This is a genomic window from Arthrobacter sp. YA7-1 (assembly GCF_025960325.1).
GTDB lineage: Bacteria > Actinomycetota > Actinomycetes > Actinomycetales > Micrococcaceae > Arthrobacter > Arthrobacter bambusae_A.
Window position 1 is genome coordinate 1,060,042 of the sequence record NZ_CP110114.1, and the last position, 26,395, is coordinate 1,086,436.

24 protein-coding genes and 1 pseudogene are annotated in these 26,395 nt (G+C 62.1%); 17 read left to right on the forward strand and 8 right to left on the reverse strand.

Translation table 11 applies throughout. From position 1 onward, the window contains the following. Positions 1-13: 13 nt before the first annotated feature. Positions 14-1,348: a DUF2254 domain-containing protein gene (locus OIT41_RS04970; protein WP_264637486.1), complete on the reverse strand. Its 1,335-nt coding sequence runs from the start codon at positions 1,346-1,348 to the stop codon at positions 14-16. Between the two features lie 437 nt (positions 1,349-1,785). Between OIT41_RS04970 and OIT41_RS04975 the strand changes: the two genes are divergently transcribed. The 6 genes from OIT41_RS04975 to OIT41_RS04995 all read left to right on the forward strand — a co-directional run bounded on the left by OIT41_RS04975 (position 1,786) and on the right by OIT41_RS04995 (position 6,508). After that, the gene (locus OIT41_RS04975) at positions 1,786-2,289 is read left to right on the forward strand and encodes a hypothetical protein (protein WP_139359562.1); all 504 of its coding nucleotides are present in this window, start codon (positions 1,786-1,788) and stop codon (positions 2,287-2,289) included. Positions 2,290-2,717: 428 nt separating this feature from the next. Beyond that, entirely contained in the window at positions 2,718-3,122 is a 405-nt protein-coding gene (locus tag OIT41_RS20925) for an RHS repeat-associated core domain-containing protein (RefSeq protein WP_350309758.1), read from the forward strand. Positions 3,123-3,981: 859 nt separating this feature from the next. Beyond that, positions 3,982-4,152, forward strand: coding sequence for a Tn3 family transposase (locus tag OIT41_RS04980; protein WP_216353789.1), 171 nt, complete (start codon positions 3,982-3,984; stop codon positions 4,150-4,152). A gap of 207 nt (positions 4,153-4,359) precedes the next feature. Further along, on the forward strand, positions 4,360-4,953 hold the full coding sequence (locus OIT41_RS04985; protein ID WP_078106104.1) for a helix-turn-helix domain-containing protein: 594 nt from the start codon (positions 4,360-4,362) through the stop codon (positions 4,951-4,953). Further along, positions 4,946-5,851 (forward strand): EamA family transporter, encoded by a 906-nt coding sequence (locus OIT41_RS04990; RefSeq protein WP_078106103.1) that lies wholly within the window; start codon positions 4,946-4,948, stop codon positions 5,849-5,851. The genes OIT41_RS04985 and OIT41_RS04990 overlap by 8 nt, the downstream gene beginning before the upstream one ends. A 93-nt stretch (positions 5,852-5,944) precedes the next feature. Beyond that, positions 5,945-6,508, forward strand: a complete 564-nt coding sequence (locus OIT41_RS04995; protein WP_078106102.1) for a YceI family protein — start codon at positions 5,945-5,947, stop codon at positions 6,506-6,508. A 38-nt stretch (positions 6,509-6,546) separates the two neighbouring features. Here the strand turns inward: OIT41_RS04995 and OIT41_RS05000 are convergent, their stop codons facing one another. After that, positions 6,547-7,215, reverse strand: a complete 669-nt coding sequence (locus OIT41_RS05000) for a response regulator (protein ID WP_264637487.1) — start codon at positions 7,213-7,215, stop codon at positions 6,547-6,549. Between the two features lie 225 nt (positions 7,216-7,440). Here OIT41_RS05000 and OIT41_RS05005 point away from each other — a divergent pair, with 225 nt between their 5' ends. The 3 genes from OIT41_RS05005 (at position 7,441) to OIT41_RS05015 (ending at position 10,352) form a co-directional block, all read left to right on the forward strand. After that, the gene (locus OIT41_RS05005; RefSeq protein WP_078106100.1) at positions 7,441-8,298 is read left to right on the forward strand and encodes an ABC transporter ATP-binding protein; all 858 of its coding nucleotides are present in this window, start codon (positions 7,441-7,443) and stop codon (positions 8,296-8,298) included. Positions 8,299-8,324: 26 nt separating this feature from the next. Continuing rightward, positions 8,325-9,179: an ABC transporter permease gene (locus OIT41_RS05010; protein WP_216353788.1), complete on the forward strand. Its 855-nt coding sequence runs from the start codon at positions 8,325-8,327 to the stop codon at positions 9,177-9,179. 66 nt (positions 9,180-9,245) lie between these two features. Beyond that, positions 9,246-10,352 carry an ABC transporter substrate-binding protein gene (locus OIT41_RS05015; protein ID WP_264637488.1) on the forward strand — a complete coding sequence of 369 codons (1,107 nt, stop codon included), beginning with the start codon at positions 9,246-9,248 and terminating at the stop codon, positions 10,350-10,352. Between the two features lie 85 nt (positions 10,353-10,437). On the opposite strand, the gene OIT41_RS05020 is transcribed toward OIT41_RS05015, so the two are convergent. Beyond that, complete coding sequence (locus OIT41_RS05020; protein WP_241710755.1) at positions 10,438-10,788, reverse strand: hypothetical protein; 351 nt, start codon at positions 10,786-10,788, stop codon at positions 10,438-10,440. Between the two features lie 890 nt (positions 10,789-11,678). Next, the gene (locus tag OIT41_RS05025) at positions 11,679-12,653 is read right to left on the reverse strand and encodes an aldo/keto reductase (RefSeq protein WP_264637489.1); all 975 of its coding nucleotides are present in this window, start codon (positions 12,651-12,653) and stop codon (positions 11,679-11,681) included. A gap of 260 nt (positions 12,654-12,913) precedes the next feature. Here OIT41_RS05025 and OIT41_RS05030 point away from each other — a divergent pair. The 6 genes and pseudogenes from OIT41_RS05030 (at position 12,914) to OIT41_RS05055 (ending at position 18,987) form a co-directional block, all read left to right on the forward strand. Further along, positions 12,914-13,850 (forward strand): annotated as a pseudogene (locus OIT41_RS05030) (2-hydroxyacid dehydrogenase). A 396-nt stretch (positions 13,851-14,246) separates the two neighbouring features. Then, entirely contained in the window at positions 14,247-15,179 is a 933-nt protein-coding gene (locus OIT41_RS05035) for an HNH endonuclease (RefSeq protein ID WP_264637490.1), read from the forward strand. 371 nt (positions 15,180-15,550) lie between these two features. Further along, positions 15,551-16,843 carry an ISL3 family transposase gene (locus tag OIT41_RS05040; protein WP_264637166.1) on the forward strand — a complete coding sequence of 431 codons (1,293 nt, stop codon included), beginning with the start codon at positions 15,551-15,553 and terminating at the stop codon, positions 16,841-16,843. 99 nt (positions 16,844-16,942) lie between these two features. Then, positions 16,943-18,211, forward strand: a complete 1,269-nt coding sequence (locus OIT41_RS05045) for an IS110 family transposase (RefSeq protein WP_413542300.1) — start codon at positions 16,943-16,945, stop codon at positions 18,209-18,211. 249 nt (positions 18,212-18,460) lie between these two features. Further along, positions 18,461-18,799 (forward strand): hypothetical protein, encoded by a 339-nt coding sequence (locus OIT41_RS05050; protein ID WP_264637491.1) that lies wholly within the window; start codon positions 18,461-18,463, stop codon positions 18,797-18,799. After that, complete coding sequence (locus tag OIT41_RS05055; protein ID WP_264637492.1) at positions 18,799-18,987, forward strand: YegP family protein; 189 nt, start codon at positions 18,799-18,801, stop codon at positions 18,985-18,987. The genes OIT41_RS05050 and OIT41_RS05055 overlap by 1 nt, the downstream gene beginning before the upstream one ends. Before the next feature lie 12 nt (positions 18,988-18,999). Here OIT41_RS05055 and OIT41_RS05060 read toward each other — a convergent pair whose 3' ends face one another. After that, complete coding sequence (locus tag OIT41_RS05060) at positions 19,000-20,277, reverse strand: MFS transporter (protein ID WP_264637493.1); 1,278 nt, start codon at positions 20,275-20,277, stop codon at positions 19,000-19,002. 194 nt (positions 20,278-20,471) lie between these two features. Between OIT41_RS05060 and OIT41_RS05065 the strand changes: the two genes are divergently transcribed. Then, positions 20,472-21,425, forward strand: coding sequence for a helix-turn-helix transcriptional regulator (locus OIT41_RS05065; protein WP_264637494.1), 954 nt, complete (start codon positions 20,472-20,474; stop codon positions 21,423-21,425). Next, positions 21,422-22,408: an NAD-dependent epimerase/dehydratase family protein gene (locus tag OIT41_RS05070; protein ID WP_264637495.1), complete on the forward strand. Its 987-nt coding sequence runs from the start codon at positions 21,422-21,424 to the stop codon at positions 22,406-22,408. Before OIT41_RS05065 ends, OIT41_RS05070 begins: the two co-directional genes overlap by 4 nt. Positions 22,409-22,585: 177 nt before the next feature. Here OIT41_RS05070 and OIT41_RS05075 read toward each other — a convergent pair whose 3' ends face one another. From OIT41_RS05075 to OIT41_RS05085, 3 genes are all read right to left on the reverse strand, one after another. Next, entirely contained in the window at positions 22,586-22,939 is a 354-nt protein-coding gene (locus OIT41_RS05075; RefSeq protein WP_264637496.1) for a hypothetical protein, read from the reverse strand. A gap of 2,363 nt (positions 22,940-25,302) precedes the next feature. Further along, positions 25,303-25,629 carry a hypothetical protein gene (locus tag OIT41_RS05080; protein ID WP_241710076.1) on the reverse strand — a complete coding sequence of 109 codons (327 nt, stop codon included), beginning with the start codon at positions 25,627-25,629 and terminating at the stop codon, positions 25,303-25,305. A gap of 10 nt (positions 25,630-25,639) precedes the next feature. Further along, positions 25,640-26,359, reverse strand: a complete 720-nt coding sequence (locus OIT41_RS05085; protein WP_264637497.1) for a GAF and ANTAR domain-containing protein — start codon at positions 26,357-26,359, stop codon at positions 25,640-25,642. Positions 26,360-26,395 lie beyond the last annotated feature (36 nt).

Genomic DNA, 26,395 nt, shown 5'->3' on the forward strand with positions numbered 1-26,395 from the left:
AGGCAGGCAAACCCTAGCTGCCGGCGCCGCTCGCGCCGTCGGCGTCGTCGAAGGCTTCCAGCAGCGCCGCGCCCTCCGCGAGGAGGGGGTCGCGATCGGCTGGCTGGGCCACGAGCCGGGTCACATCGCTCATGAGGGTCTCGACGTACTGACGCACGACGGCGTGGTGGGCCGCGTCGCCGAACCACACGAGCTCACGGCACGCGCGCAACAGGGCCCTGACGACGCGAGGCTCGTTCGCGCCGTAGCGTCGCACCTGTCCGAGGGCCAGATCCACGAGATAGGCGAAATCGCGGGCCGGTACGTAAAGTCTTACGGTGCCTTGCGCGTCCACCACGGCCTGCGGCCCGTGCTGCCGGATGGAGAGGGCCGCGAGGATCGAGCCGAGATGGTCCACCGCTTGGTTCGCAGTGTAGGGATCGTTGATCGCGGGCGACAGCGCTTTGGACGCGACGTCGGCGAGTTGCCGGATCCCGAAGGCGACGTCCTGCTCGAGGGTCCGTTCGTAACCGATCCGCACGCTCTGGGCGAGCGCACGGCGCAGTTCAGCGCCGCCGTCGAGGGCGGGAGGACGTGCGCCCTCGCCTTTGCTCTCCCACACCCAGGCGAGCGGGGAACCCGCGACGACGTGCCGGCCGATCATGGGCACCATCCGGGCAGCAAGGCCCCGGCTCGCGAGCGCCTCCACGAACGCCTCGACGTGGAACGCTTGGACATATCCCGACTGCGGTACCAGCAGGGCCGTGGCGCCGGGCGGCGGGTTTGGCATGCGGATTCCGGGATCCCCGGGAACAAAGGACCGCTCGATCACCTTGAGCGTGGCCTTCTCGACACCCTTCATGACTTGATCCACCTGGATCGAATGGGACAGATGGTGGGCGAAAAAGACGAGCATCACCATGCTCACGAACAGCAGCAGGAGTGCCCCGCTCACCGCGAGGCGAGGGTAGTCCTGGGTGCGCTGTCCGGCGGCGATGCCCACCGTGTAGAGACCAGCGGTGCTGTACGCGAACGTGGCCACGAACGCGCTGAGCGTTACCTGGTTGGGGATGTCGCGCAGGAAGTTCCGCAGCAACCGCGGGCTGAACTGCGTCGACGCGAGCTGCAGTGCCACGACGGTGAGGCCGAGCACGACGGCGATGACGGTCACCATGGTGCTCGCGATCCCGATGAGCAGGTTACGCGCGTCGTCGGAGGTCCCTTGGAAGAGGAGGACTGCGAGGGGCGACGTGGCGTCGAGCTGAACCGCGGAGAGCCCCGCACCCGCGATGATTGCGACGACGACGGCGCAGGTGGGCATCGCCCACAGGGCACTCGCTAGATACTCCCGAACGGCATCACGCCTCACAAGTGTCACTCTCGACTGAGGGTGCCCGCCAGTCAAGGGGAGGCTTGTGAATTAGTGAAACACCCCATCTTAGTTGTTCCGCGCCTCCCAGCGTGGCTGCCATGGCGGATGAATCACTACCGAGGATCCACAAAATATGCTTTATAAAAACGGTTGAGTAACCCTCGACGATCACCTAGGCTTCACGTCAAGCCCGCTAAAAACGGCGGGTCATTTCTCAACTGGGGGGAAATATGAAATTCAGATCTGCCTTAGTTGCCGCTGCCCTGGCGGCAACGGCAATGGTATTAGCGCCGCCGGCTCAAGCCGCTGACGGCCACACTTTGAGCGGCTCCGACCGCGCCTTTGTGATGGAATCGAGTGAGCGGCTAGGGATTGCTCCACCAGTCAGGGACCGCCTGATTGCCAATCTGGAGAAGGGAGTCGTGCCCGAATCCATGACAGGTGCATCTCCCGTCAGCACCAAGACCAAGAAGCAGCCGGATAAGACGGAGGTCAGGAAGGAGTTCGGGGACGGATCCGTCTCGCTGACTACCTTCCAGAACCCCACCGAGCACAGGTCAGGGGGATCCAAGGCTGAGGTAACGCCCATGTCCATCTCCAACTGTGCCGACTACACCGGTGTCGGAACGTTCGAGTTCAGGCACTGCCAGGTCCGCACTGATCAGTTCTCGTTCACTATGGCCTTCGAGTCTGACGGCCGCCTCGGCAGCAGCTGCGCGCCCAGCTTTGCCGGAGCGATCTACAACATCTACGGAGCCTGGTACAGCGGTGTCGGATCTGTGGGCGGAATCACCCAGGAAGTCCTCCAAGGAGTGCAGAACTGCTCCGGCGCAGCCCGCGCACGCGCAAGCGCTCTCGTGAACATGGGTTGGTACTCCACAACGGCGTCGTTGACCTTTTACGTCCAGAACAGCTCACGGTGGGACACTTCACCGTAATGACTAGGATAGGAACATGCGAGAACCGAACTGGATGACCGTTATTCTCCTCGTTGTCATGGCGATTGCATTCATCAGCGCCGTTGCCTGGATTACGGTGGCAGCGCTGCGCAGAAGCCGAAAGAAACTAGACAATGAGTCAAGGCACGACGCATAGTTGACCGTTCCCCGGGTCTTCTTGTCCAAGACGTGGGGGCCAACTCGGCAGAGCCCCGCAAAGAAGCCCTCCCCGGGTCAATGACCGGGAAGGGCTTCTTCGTTGTGTTGCTCAACCGGCCACCCAAGGGGTCCGCAGCTAACCTGATTGAACTTACAGGTTCAGAAACAAGCGTACTTACGGACTTCGCAAGTTCGTAGTATTCGAATATACGCATTTACAAATATACAAACTTCGGCCATTGCGCAGCCTCACGGAACGCGCATCGCCCTTGTCAAGGTTTCCTGACATCCCGTCTGTCAGGAACCGGTACTACGACCCGCAAACAGCCCAATTTCTCAATGCAGACTCGCTCGCAGCCCTTACCAAGGCCATCTACAGCTATGCGAATAGCGATCCGCTGAACAAGATGGACCCTCTTGGGCTGTCCGCTACACAGATCTCGGAGGATGATGGTGGTACAGGGTGCGCTTCCCCCTCGAATTCCTACAATTCATACATATCTGGGCCGACTGATTTCTCGTCAGTCACTGGATGCGTCACCAGCTTCGACACCTGCACAGACCAGGCATTCGCAGCGCAAGGGGGCGGTAAGAGCTGGAAAGAAATCCAAAAGAATTTGACCACGTGTCGACAATTCTGGCCTGGGACGCCACTGGGTATCCTAGATTGGTGAATCACGAAGACCCGGGGACACTTCTGGACGGCCCCTCGGCATACTGGTTGGCAAATACCAGAACGAAATACACGAAGATTTTCCTCCCCTCCCTCTCACAGGGGCCGTCCTCAGTTTTTTGAATTTGTGGGTCCAACGGGTGATGACCTCGCTGATCATATTGATAATGATCACGATTGGACCGCTGCTGTACCTGATCATGGCTGCATTCAACAAGGACAGCGCAGAAGTCGAGGCGGGGTACACGACCAGTCCAAGTAACCACATAGATCTTGAGCAACGAGACCCATACGTGGGACGAGTGATCAGGAAGCCCGGCGAACCATACCTGGAACCAGCCCGGTTCAAAGAGATCGTCTCCCGCGCCCGAGCGGAATCGAGAGAGACATCCTGGACGGGAAGCCACGGCAGGCGTCCATGGCCGCCAGTTGTATTAAAGAGCGAATGCAACATTCATGGGAGGCGTGTCAGTTGAGAGGAATGATGGGGTGACTGCAGAGCGCGACACCGTCAGCCGCCGTCGTTGGGGCCTTACACGGTGGGCATTATTCCGGTGGTGGTCTTCTTCCCGGCGGTTTTTGTCAGCGAAGCCATTACTCCAACGGGGATAGATTGGTCGTCACGGTCGTGGAACTTCCTGTCGATCCTGATGCCATGGTTCGACGGGAGCGTGCCTGGGCCAAGGTCATTCGGGGCGATGTTCAGCCTCCCGATCCTGACAGCGATTGCGATCATTTACCTAAGACGGCGATCGATCTCCAATCGTCCAGACAAGAGTGAATGACGAAACAGCTCCCTAGCAGCTTTCATCAAATACAGAAACCCGTAAATCTACACTGGGCTGGCCTCCGGCAACGAAATGAGCAGTCATGACGACCCCGACCAGCAAGAAAAGATCGTCAGGTTCAACGAACTGCTGGCCAACATCGTCATCTACTCCACCGCCTGCGATATCACCGCCGCCGCCAACGAGCTCGCCGCCGAAGGCCACACCATCGACCCCGAAGACCTAGCCACGATCTCGCCCTAAATCAAAAGGACCATCCGCCGCTTCGAAGACTGCGTCCTCAACCTCACCCCGCCACACCAAGACCCACAAACGGAACTAGACCTGCAACCAGGATCGCTATTCTCGCCCATCAGCATCTAAGGGATTGTGAAAAGTGGAATCGGACGGCGCTTCACCGGTAAGAAGTGGACAATTCGCAGTGCACTATAAGTGCAGTATGATGCACTTATGGATGAGAGTACAACTGCCCTGGCATCCGCAATCGGCGCCCGGGTCAGGCAGGAGCGGCAGTCGCGGGGCTGGACCCTTGATCAGTTGGCGGATGCTGCAGGTGTAAGCCGCCGAATGGTGGTCAACGTCGAGCAGGGCGCCGCGAATCCAAGCGTTGGAACCCTGCTGAGGATCAGCGACGCGCTCGGAGTCGGGCTGCCGGCCTTGGTCGAATCGCCCCAGCCCAAACCGGTAAAGGTTACCCGCCGCGGTGAAGGAGCGGCATTGTGGAGCAGTGCTTCCGGTGGCCAAGGGGTGCTGGTGGCCGGCACAGAATCGCCGGACGTGGTTGAACTGTGGGATTGGACTTTGAGCCCGCGTGACAGTCACGTAAGCGAGGCCCACACACCGGGTACCAAGGAACTTTTGCAGGTTCAGGAAGGCACAGTGGTGGTCGAGGTCGCAGGGCAAGCGATCACCCTCGATACCGGTGACGCTGTCAGCTTCCCGGGCAACGTGGCGCATTCCTATGCCAATCCGGGCACGGAGCCGGCGAGGTTTTCCCTGGCCGTCTTCGAACCCGGCGTAGGGTCCGGACACCGGCATGAGTAAACGCGCAATCCGCGGCGCCGCAGTGCCACCATGGGGGCTGGCCGTTGCCGCGATGTTCTCGGTACAGCTGGGGTCCGCCCTTTCGGTAGACCTGATCCCTGTGGTGGGTGCGGCCGGCACCGCTTGGCTGAGGCTCAGCGTGGGAGCGCTCATCTTCCTGGCAGTGGCCCGGCCTCCGCTGCGTGCGGTACGCCGTCGCGATGTGCCGGTGCTCCTGGCACTGGGTGTCGCCACGGGGCTGATGACCATTGCCTTCCTCGCCGCGATCGAGCGCATCCCGCTCGGCACCGCCGTCGCGATCGAGTTCCTTGGCCCCTTGACCGTCGCCTCCGTGCGCAGTCACAACGCGAGGGCCCTTCTCTGGCCTGCGCTCGCACTGGTGGGAGTCGTCCAGCTCACCGACCCCTGGCAAGGGCAAGTCGACCTGGCGGGTATCGGGTTCGCCTGCCTCGCCGCCGGCGGGTGGGCGGCCTACATTCTGCTCACCCAACGCGTTGGCGATCGTTTCACTGGCATCGGGACACTTTCGCTCACGGTTCCCGTGGCTGCCCTCACGGCAGCGGTGGTAGGTATCCCGCAAGCCGCTGGACAGCTCACCTTCGGTGTCCTCGCTACCGCAGTCGCAGTGGCTGTCCTGATGCCCGTGTTGCCTTTCATCTTGGAGTTGCTCGCGTTGCGCCGGATGACTTCAGCCGCCTTCGGCACCCTGATGGCGCTCGAACCCGCCTTCGGCGTTCTCCTCGGACTGCTCGTGCTCCACCAGCAGCCCTCGCTCATCCAGTTTGTCGGCATCACGCTGGTGGTCCTCGCCGGCGCCGCAGCGCAACGAGGTGGTCGACGCCACCCGCTCACCACTGATCAGGCCGGGACCAGACCGGACCTCGACCTTGTCGGCTAGATAGGGAGCTGGAGTCCTTGACTTCAAGTTCGGGCTCAACAAGGGTGGAAGGGATCGATCCAAGCGACATTCTTGCGAAACAGGAGATCCACCATGACTCTTCCCAAAGGTTTGACTTCCGGCATCTGGCTGCTCGACATGGCTCACAGCGAGATCGGCTTTAGCGTCCGGCACGCCGGCATCAGCAAAGTCCGCGGACGCTTCACTGACGCGAGCGCCGAGGCCCGCGTCCGCGAGTCGTTGGCCGACGCTTCGCTCCACGCAACGGTCAAGACCGCGAGCTTCGACTCCGGCGATGCCAACCGTGACGCCCACGTCCGCGGCGCCGACTTTTTCGACGTCGAGAAGTTCCCGGAGATGACCTTCCGGGCCACCAGCGTAGAGGGCGACGGCGATGACTACACTCTGACGGGCGACCTCACCATCCGCGGGATTACCAAGCCGGTGGAGCTGGAAGTTGAGTTCACCGGCGTCGCGGTTGATCCTTTCGGCGCGACCCGCGCCGGGTTCTCCGCCGAAACCGAGATCAGCCGGAAGGACTTCGGACTGACGTGGAACGCAGCGCTCGAGACCGGCGGTTTCCTGGTGAGCGACAAGGTGAAGATCAACCTCGAGGCTGCCCTCGTGAAGCAGGCCGAGCCCGCCGCAGCCGAGTAGTCAGCGGCCGAGTAGGCAAGAGGTAGCCGGCCGGCCGCTCAACTCACCGTGTAGGAGTTGAGCGGCCGGCCGGTGCCGCCATACGTGAGGTCCAAGACGAGAAGGCCTTTTTGTTCCAGGACGCTGAGGTAACGCTGCGCCGTCGGGCGGCTGACCCCAAGCTGTCCGGCGATTTCAGCGGCGCTGACGGGACCCCCGGCGGCGCGGACGGCGTCGAGCGCTTTCTGCATGGTGGGCTGCAGGCGCGGCGCCGGAGCCGCGGGCCTGACCCCGGCGGAGCGCGCGTTGTAGAGGCTATCAATGGTGGCTTGATCGGCAGTTGAAGCGGAATCCAGCTCCTGCCGCCAGCTCCGGTACGCCTCCAATTGCGTGCGGAGCCGGTCAAAGCTGAACGGCTTGACCATGTAATAGACCGCGCCGCTGGTCATCGCTGACTTGACGGTGGCCAGGTCCTGGGCCGCGGTAATGACGATGCAGTCGACGTCGGTTCCGGCCGCCTGCAGGGACCGCAGCATCGAGATCCCGTCCTCGTCCGGCAGGTGTACATCCAGCAAGAGCAAGTCCGGGTTGAGGCGCGCTATCGCCTCCCGCGCGGCTGCGGCGCTGTACACCTGACCGACACATTCGAAACCATCAACTCTGGCCACGCGGGCAGCGTGGATTCCGGCGACCCGGAAATCGTCGTCGACGACCAATGTCCTAATCAAGGTTTGGACTCCTTTCCATGTCCGCGCCGGTACGGGCGTTCCGGTAGTTGAAGCGACGGCAGAAAACGCACAAAACGTGCATTTTTGCGGCTAAGGCGCACAACTTACTGAAGACTTCTGGCCCGGATGCTCCCTTCCTAAGCTTGACACAGTTGCCGTGATCCACATCACGAATTCAAGGAAATCCCAATGAAGGGATTCCAAAGACAGAGAGGTCTTAGCGTTATGAATGCTATCCACCCCAACCGGCCGCCCGGGGCCCCCGAGAGGACTGAGGACGCCGCGGGCATCGACATCGTCGGGTTGACCAAGCGTTACCTCACTCCCAAGAACGAGACATTCACTGCCATCCGCGATGTGACGTTGAGGGTCGAACCCGGCCAGTTCTGCGCGATCGTCGGACCGACGGGCTGCGGCAAGTCGACCACCCTGGCCCAGGTCTCCGGCCTGGAACGGCCGAGCGCCGGCTCGGTGCGGGTCCACGACCAGCTGGTTGACGGCATCACCAATGGCGTCAGTTACATGTTCCAAGCAGACGCGCTCTTCCCGTGGAAGACCGTTCTCGGAAACGTTTTGATCGGCCCGGTCCTGCTCGGGACGCCGAAGAAGGAAGCCACCTTGCTCGCAAGGGACTGGCTGCGCCGCGTGGGCCTGGCCGGCTTCGAGGACCGTTATCCGCACCAGTTGTCCGGCGGCATGCGCAAGCGCGTCGCCATGGCGGCGGCGCTGATCAACAACCCGCGGATCCTCTTGATGGATGAGCCGTTCGGCGCCCTCGACGTGCAGACCAAGGCCATCATGCAGAACGAGCTGCTGGCGCTCTGGGAAGAACTGCGCCCCTCTGTCCTGTTCATCACGCACGACCTCGACGAAGCCGTGGCGCTCGCCGACAAGGTGGTCATCATGACCAGCAGCCCGGGCACCATCAAGGATGTCTTCGACATCGATCTGCCCCGGCCGCGTGGAGATGTCCAGAAGATCCGGCACGAGGAGCGATTCCTGGAGCTGCAGGGCCAGATCTGGGAGTCCTTGAAGGACGAAGTCACCCGCGCTTACAAGCAATCGGCGGGTGTAGCAGCATGACAACCACAATCAGTAGAGGTGCTCCCGTGCAAGAGCAAGAGAAAGCACAAGCGAGTGAGCTCAAGGTTTCCGCCCGGCGTGCCATGAACCGTCGCACCACGTGGGTTTGGGCCGGCCGTGCCATTCTCGCGTTCGTTGTGATCGGTGGCTGGCAGTGGTTCACCACGGAGGGCTGGGTGGACAAGTTCTTCTTCGGCCAGCCGACCGAAATCTGGAACAGCCTGGTCAAGCTCTTCACCGAGGGCACGGCATTCGGCACCATTTGGGAAAACCTCTGGGTCACCATGCAGGAAGCGATTTACGGCTTCTTGCTCGGCACGCTCGTCGGCGTCGTGCTCGGGATCCTTTTGGGCTCGAACAAGTACCTGTCGGAAGTTGTCGGCCCGTATATCCGGATCGTGAACTCCATCCCCAGAATCGTGCTCGGCTCGATCTTCATCGTGGCGTTCGGCCTCGGCGTCTTCCCGAAGGTGCTGCTCGCAGCGGTCCTGGTCTTCTTCGTCGTCTTCTTCAACGCCTTCCAGGGCGTTCGTGAAGTGGACCAGAACCTCGTCGGAAACGTCCGAGTCCTGGGTGCATCGCCGCTTCAGGTAGCGATCCACGTGACCATTCCCTCGGCTATGACCTGGATCATCGCGAGCTTGCACACGGCATTCGGCTTCGCGATCATCGGTGCGCTTGTTGCTGAAGTGCTCGGTGCCCAGCAGGGAATCGGCCTGATCATCAGCCAGGCACAGGGGACCTTCGATCCCAACACGGTCTTCGCTTGCATGGTGATCATCGCAGTCATCACGCTCGGCGCGGAATACCTCATCGCCCTGCTAGAGCACACCCTGCTCAAGTGGCGGCCACCAAACCGTTCCGAAGCCCAGGCGATCTGACGCTCGCCGTCTTGCACCCCACTTACCCAACGCTCGAATCCTCACAATAGAAGGAAAAGCACAACCATGATGAAGAACAAGATCTACGCCGTCGGCGCTGCCGGAGTGATCGCACTGAGCCTCGCTGCTTGCGGCACCAGCTCCGCAAGCAGCAGCAGCACTGCGAGCGGCGGTGCTTCCGCGGACGCCGCCTCGATGCCCACCGTGAAGATGATGGTTGGCGGCATCGACAAGCAGATCTACCTGCCGTACCAGCTCGCAGAGCAGCTTGGCTACTACCAGAAGTACGGCGTGAAGGTGGAGCTCTCTACCGAGCAGCAGGGTGGCGTTGGCGCCGAAGACGCGATGGCATCGGGGCAGGTGGACATGGCCGGTGCCTGGTACGTCCACACCGTCGACTTCCAGTCCAAGGGCAAGAACGTCATCAACCTCGTACAGCTCTCGAGCGCACCGGGCGAACGCATCATGTGCAGCCCCAAGGCGAACGTGAAGACGGGTGCGGACCTCAAGGGCAAGACCGTCGGCGTTACCGACCTCGGCTCGGGAACCGATGAGCTCACCCAGTTCATCGCCGCGAAGGCCGGCCTCGCCAAGACTGACTACCACACGATCGCCGTCGGCGCCGGATCAACCGCCATCGCGGCCATCCAGCGCGGCTCCGCTGACTGCGTCATGACCACCCAGCCCACGGTCGGTGCCCTCGAGAGCAAGAACCTCGCCACTTCCGCGATTGACCTCGCCACCACTGAGGGAGCCACCGCAGCACTTGGCGGCACCTTGCCGTCGGCTGGCCTCCTCGCCCAGTCGGACTGGGTCAAGACCCACGAAGACGCAGCCCAGAAGGTTGTCAACGCCCTCGTCGACACGATGCACTGGATCAGCACCCACTCCGCCCAGGACATCGCCGACAAGCTGCCCCAGACCTTCGTCCAGAACAGCACCATCTCCAAGGACCAGTACGTCGCAGCGCTGAACCAGGACAAGGGCCAGTTCCTCCCGGACGGCATCATGCCCGCCGGCGGCCCGAAGACCATCTTCGACGAAGAGAAGACCATCGGCGTTGACACCTCCAAGGTCAACATCCCCGACACCTTCACCCAGAAGTACGCCCAGGCCGCACTCAAGCTTGAGGGCTACACCGCTACCACCACCCCCGCCGGCAACGACGGCTAATCTCTACTAGCTCCTAAACAATCGGCCTGCGTGGTAATCCACGCAGGCCGATTTTTTTTGTTTCTTTACTTGCGGATGCGCGGAGTTAGAGCCGCCGCGTACTCCTTCGATTTCTCGTTAGCCATTCGTTGGATTTGAAGAATTTTGCCAGCTCCGGTCCGGCATTCTCGGAGATACGTGCGTTGCCATCGGTCATGTCAAACAGGGGAAGGTAGCCCTTTTGCTTGGCCAAATCATTCGCTATTTCGAGAACCGACTTTTCCTCGGATGATACCGGATCACCGCTGATCACTCGCTCGGCTATGTGCTCGCACCCGGACACTTGCAGTATGACCATGAGGTCGAAGTTTCTGAACTCGTGCTCACGCCAGATGCTCTTCAGTTGAAGAGGCCCGATGGTGCTGCTGTCGCCAGCCCTAACTTCATAGCTCGTCATGGGGCCAGTGTCTCACTTGTAGCATTCTGTTGCGTGTTGACCGACAGTATTTCCATCCTTCTTGAGATACATCGTGGCAACATATCGACCTGCGCCGTGGTTTGAGGCGTAGAAGGTCGACGTCGTTAGAAATCCGGTCCTGCTCGCTTGGAGCGTCTGGCGTGGGCGGAGGTCGAACGTACCTGAGCCGTCCGGGAAACTTATTGACCACCACGTCTCGTACCACGCGCCCGCCTGGAGGTCCCAGGCTCCGCCACTGTATGAAAACGAGCTTCCGCCGCAGCCAACGTACACATCTACTTCCGGCCACCACAATCCATCCGGACTCGCTTGGTCGCCCGCGGGGCTTGGTTGGTTCAGTGATGGTGCCGGAGTGGACACAGAAGTAGACGCTTGAGATGGCGGTGCTATGGCAAACAAGGCCAGGACCACCGCTAGAGCCAGAACAAATTTCCTTGCTAGTCGCATAGCTATTCCCCATCGAACAGATGCAAATGAAAACCGGGTGAACGGTTTTTTTAGGCTAGACCTCCAGCATCTGAGAGTCAACCCTCAGATAGCAGCAAATCGGCTTATTCTTTGGGTTCAAGCTGCCCACAGCTTTGTCTAGAACCACAGCTGCGTCTCCGCGCTGAACACGGACGAGGGTCAGTTCGTCCCGGACTGCATCATGCGAAGATTCCGGTCGGTGGCACCTTCACCAACGAATACGCCCAGGCGGCGCTCAAGCTCGAGGGCTACACCGCTACCACGACGCCTGCCGGCGATGACGGCTAAGCTCTTCCTTCAAGAGCTAGCCCCAAAACAATCGGCCTGCGTGGTAACCAACGCAGGCCGATTGTCTTGTTTCTAGTGAGACGCTCGGGGTGGCCGCCCTCGCTTGCCAATGCCTAGACGTCGATGCTGGCCATGTTGGGGTAGCGCGCGCCGGCGGTGGACCCTGCCGGGGCCAGTTCGTCGAGGCGCTTCAGGTCCTGTTCGGAGAGTTCGACGGCGGTGGCCCCCAGGTTCTCGGCCAGGCGTTCGCGCTTCTTGGTGCCGGGGATCGGGACGATGTGCTCGCCCTGAGCCAGCAGCCACGCGAGGGCCAGCTGCCCCGGGGTGCATTGCTTCTCGTCGGCGAGTTCTTTCACCCGGTCCACGAGTTCCAGGTTGCGCTTGAAGTTCTCGCCTTGGAACCTCGGGGAGTGCCGGCGGAAGTCGTTCTCGGCGAAGTCGGCCTCGCTGCGGATCTGCCCGGTCAGGAAACCGCGGCCGAGCGGACTGTAGGGAACGAATCCGATGCCCAGCTCTGCCAGGACGGGAAAGACTTTCGTTTCCGGCTCCCGTTCCCAGAGGGAGTACTCGGTCTGCAATGCGGTGATGGGATGTACCGCGTGGGCGCGGCGAATCGTGTCCGGCGCGGCCTCGGAGAGTCCCAGGTGCCTGACCTTCCCGGCCTGGACCAGTTCGGCCATGGCGCCCACCGTTTCTTCGATGGGGACTGTCTTGTCCACCCGGTGCTGGTAGTACAGGTCGATGTGGTCGACGCCGAGGCGTTGCAGGCTTGCGTCGCAGGCGGACCGGACGTATTCGGGCCTGCCGTTGATGCCCACCCAGGAGCCATCCTCGCGCCGTTCGTTCCCGAACTTCGTGGCCAGCACGACGTCCTCACGACGGCCGGCGATGGCCTTGCCCACCAGCTTTTCGTTGGTGAACGGCCCATACATGTCGGCGGTATCCAACAGGCTGCCGCCGGCGTCGAGGAAGGCGCTGATGGTGGCGAGGGATTCGCGGTCGTCCCCTTCGCCGTAGAACTCACTCATGCCCATGCAGCCGAGGCCGAGGGCAGAAACGGTCAGTGAACCAAGCGTGCGGTTTTCCATGGGGTTCTCTCCTTGTAGGTGGCAGAACGTGCTGGACGGCAGGACGGTGCTCAGAGAGGGGTGCGGGTAGGGCCACTATAGGCAGGTTGGGGGAAGAGGGACAACGTGGGGGCGGGAACGGGCCGCCGGACCGCAGCGGAAAGTAAATTGGTGTTGGAACACGACGTGCCGTCCGGCTAAATCGACCGCCAAGGGAAGCAGGAAAAGGAAATGAGCGAAAGCGCGCTGCGTGCTGCGAACGTCATTCTGATGGTGGCGCAATGACGGCCCGACTGAGGGTGTGCCTGCCCGATCAGAAACTCCTGGACGCCATGGAACCTTCCGCCGACGTCGAGTTCGTGGTGTGGGACCTGATTGGCCCAGCGCCGGCGGACGCCTTCGACCTGCTGGTGCCGCCCTACATGGGGCGTCCAGACGCGCTCACGGCGCTGGATGGCGTTGACGGTCCGACTCGTGCAAAGCCAGTCGATAGGGTACGACGGCGTCGCCGACGTCTTGCCGTCGGGTTGCGCTTTCGCGAACGCGGCAGGAGTCCATGAGACGTCGACGGCGGAACTCGCCTTGGGGATGATGATCGCCAGCCAGCGCGGGATTCCGGACTTTGTGCATAACCAGGCGTCCGGAACATGGGCCAACGGTCAGCGCCCGAGTTTGGCGGACCGCAAGGTTCTTTTGGTCGGCTACGGGGGAGTGGGGAAGGCCATTGGAGCCAGGCTGTTGCCGTTCGAAACGCTGGTGATGCGGATGGCAAGCCGCGAACGGGACGATGAACATGGCCGGATCTACGGCATCGATTCACTGTACGAACAATTGCCGTTGAACGAGATCGTGGTGGTCAGCGTACCTCTGTCCGAGCAAACCCGTGGGCTGGTTGATGCCCGGTTCCTCGCGGCTATGCCGGACGGAGCGTTGTTGGTGAACGTGGCGCGGGGTCCTGTGGTGGACACTAACGCCTTGCTTCGGGAGACGTCTTCGGGACGGTTACGCGCTGCTTTGGATGTGACGGACCCGGAGCCATTGCCGGCCGACCATCCTTTATGGACGGCCCCCGGTGTGCTGATCACGCCCCATGTTGGCGGGGCAAGCTCGGCGATGTTCCCCCGGATGGTCCGGCTGATCGAGAAGCAGATTTCGTCGTTGCTGGCTGGCGAGGAGCCGGTGAACGTGGTGCTGGGTGCGGAGGCTGCGCCTGGGTAGCGGGCTAAGAGGGAGTTGGCGGTGGCGAGAAGCAGCGTCCGGACCGACGTGTTGATGCCGGACATGTTGAGATACCGCGCTCTGGCGGTTGACCCTTCCGGGGCGAGTTCGCTCGGCCATTTGAAGTCTTCTCCAGAGAGTCCGGCGGGGTGGGCACCCAGGTCCTCTCTCCGAGGCATTCGCGCTTCTTGGTGCCGGTGGGATCGGGACGATGTGTCCGCCCTGTGCCAGCAGCCACGCAAGCGCCAGTTGCCCCGAGGGGCACTCCTTCCCGCCGGCCAGTTCTCGGCTAAGTCAGTGTCAGCGCGCCGCAGTGGGTCGGTTGCAAACACTGTTGTTCGGCTTGCGGGCTTCGGCAGCGGCCTCAGTAATGGGTTCATAGGCTATCCTGGGCAGGTGGCCGCAATTAGGGGAACCGGTACCGAGAATTTTGACGCGAGGTTGCGGCGCGAGGCGATGGCATGGCTGACGGTACGCACCAATGATGGCGAGGAATGGCTCACCCGAGAGGACATCCAGGACTTCACTCTGGATGGGGAGCCAAGAAGACTTCAGGCCACGCAGACGGGGATTTGGAAGCCACGGGATCTTGGGGCGGCACTTTCGATCCAAACCGTTTACAGGGCACCCGGTAGGGAACGCCCATACAACGATGAAATGGGGGAGGACGGGCTCCTTCGTTATGCATGGCGTGGAGATAACTCGGAGCACCCGGACAATCGCGCGCTTCGGAGCGCCATGGAGCAGCAATTGCCTCTTATCTGGTTCTTCGGTGTTGGGATGGGGCCTGCCGTTTTTCAACCAGTCTTCCCTGTTTATCTTCTTTGGGAAGAGCCTGAACTCAAGCAATTTGTCATTGATCCAAACGTTGGCCGAGGCCTCGTCAGCAAGGAAAGCCCGATAGAGGAGCACCTCCGTCGTTATCTCACCGTGGAAACCAAACGACGTTTGCATCAACCTGTATTTCGCTCGACCATACTTCGCGCCTACAGAACCAGATGCGCGGTGTGCGCGTTGGCTCACCGGGAATTGCTCGACGCAGCCCATATCGTTCCGGATTCGGCAGAACTGGGTATAGCTTCCGTGGTAAACGGTATGGCGCTGTGCAAGATTCACCATGCTGCTTTTGATGCGCACATTCTGGGCATTCGTCCTGATTTTATTGTGGAAATTCGAGACGACATTTTGGCGGAAGTCGATGGCCCGATGTTGACCTATGGGATCCAAGCCAGGCACGGTCAGAGTCTCATGGAGCTGCCGCAAGACCGTCGTGAGTACCCCAACCAGGACTTGCTTGAGCACGCCTACAAGGCTTTCAGGAGCGCGTGAGGGTCGGTTTGAAAGCGCGAAGCGTCACTGCGATTTTTAACCGGACGAACCTTTACGGCCTCCCGTCCTGCGGCGCGAGACGCGCGCACGATGCGGGCGGCGATCTGCTCCCTCCCCTCGTTACCTTTTTAGCAGCCCTTAACGAGTAAGAATTGGGGTTGTTGGCCTGTCGGTCCCGGCATGATTAAGTCCCCCAGTCATCAATGATCCGGGGGGTGTTGTCACCGGGATTCGATAGGCGCCAGGGGATCGCTAATGGGGCTCTTCGTGGTTGGTGGGGAAATGAGTTCGTGTCGTTGAAGACAAGGGGGCCCGTGGCCCTGCTGGGATGAGTGTGTCTAAGCATTCAACCTGGAACAGGACCACGAGCCTTGAACGAGCCTACCGGGGTCGCAGCTGACGCTGCCACCAGCATCTTCAACCTGCCCGGCTACCGCGTCATCTCCACCAGCCTGAGCCCCGATGGCGGCCGCAGAGTCATTGTCGAAACCGACCAGCCACCGGGCTGCCCCACGTGCGGGGTGGTTGCGTCACGGCGGAAGGAACGCCGCTTCCAGCGGATCCGGGACATTCCCGTCGCCGGACCCGTGGAGGTCCTCTGGTCCAAGTACCGCTGGTACTGCGAGGAACCCGCGTGCGAGCGGCTCTCGTTCTTTGAATCCACGCCCCAGGTGCCGCGGCGTGCCCGCTCCACCGGCCGGCTCCGGGACCAGCTCGTGGAGGCGGTCATCCGTTCGGGTCGGGCCGTTTCGGAGACTGCCGCCGCGTTCGCGGTGTCCTGGTGGATGGTCCGTGTCGCGCTCAACGAAGCCTGCTTCCTGACCCTTCCTGATGTGGACCGGCTGAGCCCGAGAATGCTGGGCATCGATGAGCACCGTTTCCGGTCCGTGCGCTATTTCCAGGACCCCGAATCCAAGGCCTGGACGCGGTTCGAGCCGTGGATGACAACCATCGTGGACCTGGACACCGGCCAGGTCCTGGGCGTCGTGGACGGCCGGGACCACAAGGGCGTCGGGGAATGGCTCTTCGCCCGGCCCCTGGCATGGCGTCTGGCCGTGCAGGTCGTCGCGATCGACCCTTCCGCGGCCTTCCGCAAGGCGCTGCGGATGTGGCTTCCCCGGACCGCGGTCGCCGTGGATCACTTCCACCTGGTCTCCCTGGCCAACCAGGCCGTCACCGAGACACGGCAGAACCTCTCCCAACAGGTCAAGGGCCGCCGGGGAAGGGCCGTGGACAAGGCCTGGGCGCACCGGATGCTTCTCCTGCGCGCCGGCGACACCCTCACCCAGAAGGCAGCCCACCGGCTGGAGGAAGTGTTCGCCGCCGACGATCCGACCGGCACCCTGCAGGCGGTCTGGAAGGTCAAGGAACAGCTGCGGGTCTTGCTGCGCACCGGCTCCCTGGAGGACGCCACGGCGGCGAAGAACGACCTTGAGGAACTGGTGAAGAAGGCGGCACGGCCGGAGACGAACAGGCTCTACCGCACCGTCTGCAGGTGGTGGAAAGAGATCGAGGTCTTGATCATTACCGGCGCCACCACAGGCAAGGTAGAGGCCAACAACACCGCCATAAAAAATATCAAGCGCACCGCCCGTGGCTATCGCAACCCCGCCAACTACAAATCAGTTATTCTCTTGAGAAGTGCCGCCCGGACGGCGGCATGACGCTCATCCCAGGGATCTATTTCCCCACGAACCGTGAAGAGCCGCTAATGGGGACCGGACCAGCGCAATGAAACACCGCGTAGGTCAGCCGTAACGTGGATGCCGAGCCTTGCCGCCGCAGGACATGCCAACACAGATTTGACGGACACGAATTCTGGGAGGTTTGCGTTGATCAAAGACCATGAACTCGTCGACATCTTCATCGGTGTTGACGTCGGCAAGAGCCATCACCACGCGGTCGGCATCGACCGCCAGGGCAAGAAGATCCTCGACCGGGCGCTGCCCCAGGACGAGGCAAAACTGCAAGCCATCATCCGCTCCGTCGCCGGCAACGGACGCGTATTGTTGGTCGTTGACCAGCCCTCCACCATCGGCGCCCTGCCCGTCGCTGTGGCTCAGGCGGAAGGCATCATGGTCGGCTACCTGCCCGGTCTGGCCATGCGGCGCATCGCGGACCTACACCCAGGCGAGGCCAAAACGGACGCCCGAGACGCAGCAATAATTGCCGAAGCCGCCCGGTCCCTGCCGCACACCCTACGCTCCATCGTGGTCGCCGACGAGCAGGCCGCGGAGCTGTCGATGCTGTGCGGTTTTGATGACGATCTGGCCAAGCAGGCCACGGCCACCTCCAACCGGATCCGCGGGCTCCTGACCCAGGTCCACCCTGCCCTGGAACGAGTCATCGGCAAGCACCTGGACCACCCTGCCATGGCCGAACTGCTGATCAAATACCCGACGCCGGAGACGCTGCGCAAAGCCGGCCAGAACCGGGTCACCACCCTCCTGTCCCGCCATGCGCCGCGGGCCGGGAAAGGCTGGGCGGCGGACGTCTTCACCGCGTTGGGAGAGCAGACCGTCGTGGTCGCCGGCACCAACGCCGCAGGCATCGTCCTGCCCCAACTGGCGGCCATGCTCAAGCAGCTGCGCACCGCCCGAGACGAGATCCTCACCCAGGTCGAAGCACTTGTGGAGGCCCACCCTCTTCACACCGTCCTGACCTCCATGCCGGCGGTCGGGGTCAGGACGGAAGCGCGCATCCTCACCGAGATTGCGGGCAAGGAATTCAAGTCCGCCGGACACCTCGCCTCCTACGCCGGACTCGCCCCAGTGACCTGGCGGTCGGGAACCTCGATCCGCGGCGACCACCCGTCCAAGAAGGGCAACAAAAGCCTCAAACGGGCCTTCTTCCTCTCCTCATTCGCGGCGTTGAAGGACCCGCTGTCACGGGCGTACTACGACCGGAAGCGCGCCGAGGGCAAACGCCACAACCAGGCGCTAATCGCCCTCGCCCGGCGCCGCTGCGACGTCCTCTTCGCGATGCTCCGGGACGGCACGCTCTACGACGCGCCGAGCCCCGCGACAGCCTGAGAGGCCAGAGGCATCAGCCGGCCGGGCAAACCCCCGCCGGCCATTCATCCCTGCCCCAAAAACGATCCGCCACCATCTCGAAGAAAAACCCGTCCCAATGCTTGACAAAAACATAGGGACACCCCCTCAGAGCGGCGTAATCTAGAGCGGCGTCATCTAGCGGAATTCATTGGCGTGACGCATCTCACTTTCTATATGCTGGATTTAGTCAAGCAGCTGGCTTCCCCGACGTCGTCCGAGGAGTCAGCCATGGCACCGATCCGCCCCACACCGACCCACCTTCATGGTCCGGGTGGTTCCCTCTCCAGGCAAAGTGCGGTCCAAGAACTGTTTCGGAGATGGCCGCTTGTGCCCACCCGCGAATTGGAACGCATCCGCCGAGTGCTTCTGCACTGCGATGAACTAGGCCATCCGGCCGCAACCCGCCACCTGTCCGAACCAGCCCAGGCGCTGCTGGATCTCGTGACGGCCGAACTGGAGCGGCGCAACGAACCGGGAAAACATCCAGTACTCAGCCACAGCCCCGGTTCCGGAGTTCGCGGACGGCCCCAACGTCTTCCGGCGCACCATTGGGGAGGTTCGCTCTGATGGCCGGACATTTTGAAGTGTTCACTGACAACGGAGGCAGCTGCAGGGTCAGGCTGGTTGACGAGTTCGGCACGGAGCTCGCGGTGTCCGGCCCCTTCCACGACAAGGACGCCGTAGTCCGTGGGATCTACAAACTCCGGGAAATTGCAGCGAGCGGCCTCATCGAGGTCCACACGTCCACCTTCTGAACGGCTCCAGGATTACAGCGACGAGCCAACGCACTCGCGGGTTTCCTCGGTCGGCTCCTCGCCAGGGTTCCCGCTCGACCGCGATGCTCGGCGCTGGCTGGCCGCCAGCACCCCGAGCGAAACGATGGTCAAAGACGTGATCGCCGCTCCGACTGCCGGTGGCCCGGTCTCCGCGGCCGCGGAGCTGAGGGCGAGGCCTGCCGCCCACGAGCCGGCGGCAATGCCGAAGTTGAACGAGGCTGTGGTCAGCGCGGACGCAAGCGTCGGGGCCTTCCCGGCGAACTTGACCGCAAGCGCGAACGCCACGGGATTCACCACGAACCCCGCAAAGCCTGCCAGGGTGATCAGTATGACGACCGGCAGGGCCTGCTCCGAAAACACGCACAACGCGAGCAGGAAAACCGTGGCCGCGACGGCAGCCGTGATGGTGGTGGCGTACGGCCGGTGGTCTCCGAGCCTGCCTCCCGTGTAATTGCCGAGGAGCGCGCCCACGCCGAAGCAGCACAGCACCCACGGCAGCATCGCAGCCGGGACGCCGGCACGGTCCGTCAGCAAGGGCGCGATATAGCTGTAGGTCGCCAGGACGCCTCCCATGATCAAGGCACAGGAGGCCAGGGCCAGCCACAATCGACCGGACCGGAGCGCCGCGAACTCCGAGCTCAGGGACGGCGTCGCCCCGGCGGGCTCTTCGTGCCGGACGAAGCGGACGATAAACACCGCGGCAGCGGCCGCGAGGATGGCCAAGGCCCAGAAAGGAGCCCGCCAGCCGGCGGTCTGCCCCGCGAACGCCCCGAGCGGGACGCCAACCACCGTCGCCAGGCTTCCTCCACCCATGACGACGCCGAGCGCGCGCGATCCGGCCGCGGGGCCTGCCGCTCGGGTCGCCACCACGACGGCGACGGACCAGAAGGCGCCCGTGGCACAGGCTGTGACAAAACGGGCCGCGAAGATGACTTCGAAGCTTGGGCTGACGGCGACCAGGACATGACCGGCCGCGAACAGCAGAAGCGAGAGCATCAGGGTGAGCCGGCGCTGGAGGCGCAGGGTCAGGATGATCATCGTCGGCGATCCGATGATCATCCCGACCGCGAAGATGGTGATGAGGAGGCCCGCGTGCGGAACGCTGACCCGGAGGTCGCTGGCGAGTTCGGGCAGCAGACCGGCGATGAAGAACTCGGTTGTCTGCATCAGGAATGTCCCGGCGGTGAGAACGAACACCACCGGCGGCAGTCCACCGCGTGAACGCCCAGTGCTTTTCAACCCGGCCGCTTTGAGATCCGTTGATGACATGCTTTGAGGCACCACTTTCTAGGGGAACACAGAAGGCAACGCCCGAGGCGTGCCGGGGATGGGGGAGGGGCGAATTCACGGTATCGGTATCCAAGCGCACACTGAGAGGCCCCCTTGGTACCCCTCACCCAGGCTCAAAAGGGGCCCTGGCAGGGCCTCCCACTGTCGCCGGTCCAAGCCCTACCGTGGAAGGTATGAGTTCGAAAGATGAAGTGCGGGCGTTTCTGATGTCCCGCCGTGCCAACATCACGCCGGCCCAGACCGATCTGCAGGACTTCGGCGGGCAGCGCCGCGTACCCGGCCTCCGACGCTCAGAGGTGGCCATGCTTGCAGGGGTTAGCCTCGATTACTACACCCGCCTGGAGCGGGGGAACCTCCGCGGGGTGTCAGAGCATGTACTGAATGCCCTCGCCAATGCCTTGCAGCTCAACGAGCTCGAACGGGAATATCTTTTTGGACTCGCACGCACCGCCACGGCGCCCACCGCCGCCAGGACCGCGCAGAAGAAGCCGGTAGTGCGCGAATCGGTGCAACGGATTTTGGACAGCATGAGTGTTCCGGCCGTGGTGTGGAACCGCCAACATGACCTCGTCGCCTCGAACCTCATGGGGCGGGCGCTGTACTCGCCGCAGTTCGAATCCGACAGTCCCAACCTCGCGAGGTTTATCTTCCTGGACCCCCGGGCGAAGGACTATTACGTGGACTGGCCGCTGGCCAGGCAGATGACAGCAGCAATGCTCCGCATGGAAGCAGGACGCGATCCGCTGAACGCCGAGCTGACCGCCCTGATCGGGGAGCTCTCCACCCGCAGCCCCGAGTTCCGTTCGAACTGGGCTGAGCGAGACGTGCACGAGCACCGCACCGGCCGGAAGCTGTTCAGGCACCCCGTGGTGGGGGTCGTTGACGTTACCTACGACGTGTTTGAGATGCCGGGGGAGAAGGGGTTGTGGATCGGGATCTATAGCGTCGAGGAGTGTAGCGAATCTGCGGAGAAGTTCGCACTCCTCGCCAGCTGGGCCGCCACCAACGATCAGGTCGCCGCCCAACGGCTAGCGCCGCCGTCGTCCGGTCATCCCAACCGGAACCAAACACCCGCCCAGAACCAAACACTCACAGCTAAATCATCACGAAGCACTGGAGAGCAATGAAGGTCATCGTCATCGGCGGCAGCGGTCACATCGGATCCTTCCTCGTCCCCCGGCTGGTTCGCGCCGGCCATGAAGTCATCAACATCAGCCGTGGCACCCACAAAAGCTATGGCGACGCGCCCGAGTGGCAGCAGGTGCGTCAGGTCATCGCCGACCGGCAGCAAGAGGACCGGGACGGCACGTTCGGTGACATGGTCGCCGCACTGCAGGCCGACGTCGTCGTCGATCTGGTCTGCTTCACGTTCGAATCGGCGAGCTTGCTCGTCAACCGGCTCCGGGGGGAGGCCGGGCACCTGCTGCATTGCGGCTCGGTGTGGCGGTACGGCCAGAGCCTCAAGCTGCCGATCGCCGAGGGCTCCAGGTCGGCGGCCGCCCCGTTCGGGGAGTACGGAATCCAGAAGGACCGGATCGCGCGGATGCTGAAAGAGGAGACCGACGACGGCGGCCTGGTCACCACGTCCGTGCACCCTGGCCATATCGTCGGGCCCGGTTGGCACCCGATCGGTCCGCTCGGGAACCTCGACCCCGCCGTCTGGTACACCCTCTCTGCCGGCCGGCCGCTGCAAGTCCCCGGAAGCGGCGCCGAACTGATGCACCACGTTCACGCGGACGACGTCGCGCAGGCGTTCGAGAAAGCCATCCAGAATCGCGACGCGGCAGCCGGCGAGGACTTCAACATCGTCGCCCCCACTGCGCTCACCGTCCGCGGATACGCCGACATCGCCGCCGCTTGGTTCGGCCAGTCCGCAACGTTGGAGACGGTCACGTGGGAACACTTCCGCGAATCGACCACACCGGAGTACGCAGAGTCGAGCTGGGGCCACCTCTACCGCAGCCACTGCTTCACGATCGAGAAGGCCACGTCCCTGTTGGGCTACGCTCCCCGGTACGAGCCCGAACAAGCCGTCCTGGAGTCCATCACCTGGCTGATCGAACGTGGGCAGTTCCGCGTCGCCAATCCGCTGAGCGTCCCGGCGAGCTGACCGTTCAGTTGGACAGCGCCGAATGTGTCTGGCGGTCGTGGGACGCCGCCATCCTCCCCGCCGACGTCCGACTCCTAAGTACCAAAAGCGTCCTGACGGTGCCGCCCTGGCCTGGCCGGCCGAAGGGAAGCGTTGGGATCGGACCGGCGGTTCGCTGACCCGTCTTAATGCTCACCATCACGATCGGCTTTCCCTGTTCCTGGGCGATGCCACGAATTCGACCGAGATCGGCGCGATCCTCCTGGCCAGCATGGGGTTGGGAATAGCCAGCCAATGACTCTGGCTCTGCGCTACCGATAGCCCTAGAGAGCAGCCTTCACCGGCTTTTCTTAACCGGTAACGGTGAATCGTCGGGACACCAAGGAAGATGTACCCAAACGCTATCGCCGGGTATCCGGTCCACAGCGGTCTAAGCAACTCGCGAAGGGGGCTAATGAAAATCATGGCCGCGCCCAGGAGGATTATTGCGAGCGTCAGCAAGCCGCTCCAACCGTGGAGCATCACGCGGCGGGCTTGTTCTGCAGTGATCATTTCACGGCTCCTCGTGCGCGAAATCACTTCGGTTGCTTTCCTGAGGGCAACCCAAGTTGCGGGTGCTGCCCCCCACCCCGCCAGCGATAGAACCCAGCTGGCCTGGAGCGGTGAATCCCTCTCGTCATTCCACCCAGCGGAGTCGACCAAAAGCGTATGACAACCTTGAACGCTATGAACGCCCCGCTTGACGATTGAGGAAGACGAGCGGCAGGTCTAAGGTCTTACTTGCACTTACCGCTCAAACAAGGCATCTACGATCCTTTGTACGTCCTTCCGAGCCCTCTGTGCCGCACTTGTGAGTAGATAATCCAGGCAACTGAGCCTACAAACGGCAATACGAAGATCGCGACGCCAACGGCCACTTTGACTGGAGCGGGAATCCCCTTTGAGGCGATAAGCGCTGCAAGCGCGGCGACAACCAACACCACATAGACGATGCCAAAAACAGGGGTAGCCCACGAGCTGACCTCTGGGTTAACCGGGTCAGTTGAGTTCAGCATCATGGATAGGGCCATGACTATGATTGTGACACTGTTGCCGTGTATGGGCGCACCTGAAGCTGTACCCATACTTCCCATGATCCCCATGGTGCCTGGACCCTGGATTGCGCTTGGGCCCATGCCGGTGTGGTTCCGATGGAAGTTCCTCGGCCAATCCACACTGTTGGGGACGAGCAACTCACGCCCGCGCAATTCTGAGTGGAGTTTCCGACGGAGAGGATGCTGCTGGGCCCGCCGTTGACATGTTGATACGTGGCAACAAACGCAACGTTGATTATTCCGCTCCAGTTAGCCGCAATGCTGCACCCGCTGTAAACGGCATAGCCGCTACCGCCCGCGTAGTTGCAGTTCGTAATTACGGCGCTAAGCGTGACAGATGCGGAGGCCGCTTCCACGGGCCTTTCCACGCTCTGTGCCTTGAACGAACCATCAGCAAACCGCTCGATAATCATCGCTTTGGTGCGAGTTGACCGATCCTCGATAAGGACAGGTGCGACACCTGTAAACGCGTCGAGAGGCTGCCCGGCCCGTAACTTCTTGATCAACTTTTCCTGCTGAGCTGAGCTTACGTCGAATTCATTGAAAGATGCCCGGATTCTGGCTTCGTCCGTGGAAGTGAGATTGTTCGAGCTACCTGACCCTTCCACTGTATCGCCCAGTGGACCCGCGACGGCCATCGGAGTGATTCCGATAAGCAGAAGTCCCATAGCCAAAGCAACAAAAGTAATCCTTCGCCGACTCGTGCTGCTCTGGTTTCTTCGAATGATAGAACAATTTACTTCTTTCACGTTCACTGTCTTTCTTTAGAAGCTACAGTAATTGGTCTTACTGGAAATTGATGTCGAGCCTTGGCATCAACTCTTCCGACGAGGACTGGGGATAATCATCGGTGATAAGTGATGACGCATTCGAGGTTGTCACGTGGGCCGGAGCGAGCGACAAATGTGTCGTTGCCGAACCATGGGCTTCGCAATGGATCACACTCTCGTTCTCGGCGGTCACTTTGCTTGCTTCCTGTAGTCGAACCGCGTCGCAGGACTCGCCCCCGCCGCCGCCAGAGATAGCACCCAAGCGGCCTGATTGTTGATGAATGAAATGGTGGCAACGATCAGGAGCATTGTGGCCGCGGAGAGAGTTAGAGATTTCATCAACAGCAAAATAAGCCCGCGCGAGGGCCTCTCCGTGTGCGATGTGCTGAATCTCAGTGTCATTTGGCCAAAAATCAGTGTGAAAAAGGCCAATCTCAGTGTTCGAAGGCGGCCATCTCCGTGTTCATCGGTGCAGGCCTCACCGTGTGGCGGAGCACGCCGTCGTCCCTTTCAACTTCCCAATGAAGCCTCCGTGTAGCTGCCGGTCACCGGGGCCGCGTGCTTCAGTGTGACTGGGCTCCCGAACAGCTGGTCTCCAACGCCAGAGTGCGCGCTTCGCCACCGAATTCCGCGCCGTACGAGGGCGTGAAAAAGCCACTCAACCATCTCTAATTACGAGAAAGCAGCTAATGATTCAGGAGTTGCGCTAACGGCAGCCCCAAAGGTAGCGGCTTTGGCCGGCTTTTCCCGACCGGTGACGGTGAATTGTCGAGGCGCCAAGAAAGCTAAATGCAAATACTATTGCCGGGTATCCGATCCACAGTGAGCCAAGCAACTCGCGAACAGGGCTGATGGAAATGATGGCCATACCCAAGAGTATTATTGCGAGCGTCAGCGAGACCTCCGACCATGAAGCACACCTAACGGTATTGCACTCGAATCCTTGCGCTCCCCGGGCGTCGTGCTCCGCGACTGAACCACGCAGGAGGCGAATGCCACCGCACAGGTGCCTGCAGCCGTCGTGCACCTCAACCAGCGACGCAAGCCGCGCCTAGTCCTCAGACTCCGGCCGCTGCTGCGATCCGGATCCGGGTTCCTTCCTGGGGGACTCGCCATCCGGGCTACCGAGCTCGTCGGAGTAGGGCGCGTGGCCTTGGGGGAATTTGTCGATGAGTTCGTTGGCGGCCATGGCCAGGAGGTCGCGCTGGAGGACGGGCAGGGAAAGGAGGCCTTGGAGGTAGGCTTCCACCTCGTATTCGCCAACTTCGCCGCCCAGGCTGAAGTACTTGAGCCAGAGTTCGCCGACGTTGACGCGGGCTGACTTCAGGGCAGCGGCCAACATGCGCTGCTGTTGTGGTTCGTGCGGATCGAAGCCCATGGGGCCGGCCTTATTCCAGGGCTGCCGGAATCCCGGCGACGATATCGGCACTGATCTGGCCCAGCGTGCTGTTCTGCCGCCGGGCCCGGCGCATCAGTTCCGCAAGGGCCATGTCAACGGTCAAAGAGTGGCGCTGCATCAAGATGCCGCAGGCCCGGTTGACGAGGTCGCGGCTATGGAGGGACTCTGCCAAGGCTTCACTGATGCGGTGTGGTGCTTCGCTGGCCTGGATATTCGCGAGGAGCGTGGCAGCTGGCGCGGCGAATAGTTCCAGCACCCGGGCGGCTTCGTCGCCGAAAGCGTCGGCGCGGTCCGAGTAGATCTTCAATGCGCCAATGCATTCTTGCTCGGCGATCAAAGGAGTGCTGACCACGGAACGGATGGGCATGTCCCTCACGACGTCAGTCCAGTCCGGCCAGCGCGGATCCGTTACGACGTCCCGGACAGTCACCGTTTCCTCCATGGCCCAGGCTGTCAGGCACGGACCCTGGCCCAAGTCATATTGGAGGGCATCTCCACGGGTGACAACTTCGTCCGTGGACGCGCTGCTGGTCCGCCTGCCCCTCGAATCCAGAATGGAAACTCCTGCACCAGTTGCCCCGGACACGGAGTCCTTGATGGCACGGGCAAGCAACCGCACGGCGCGGTCCACCTTCTCTTCCGTCAGCAGCAGGCCCTGGATTCGCGCGATAACGGTTGACAGTTCATCCAGCGGTAGTTTCCGCGCCATAGTCCTCATTCATCTAGGTCGAGTGCATCGAGCCGC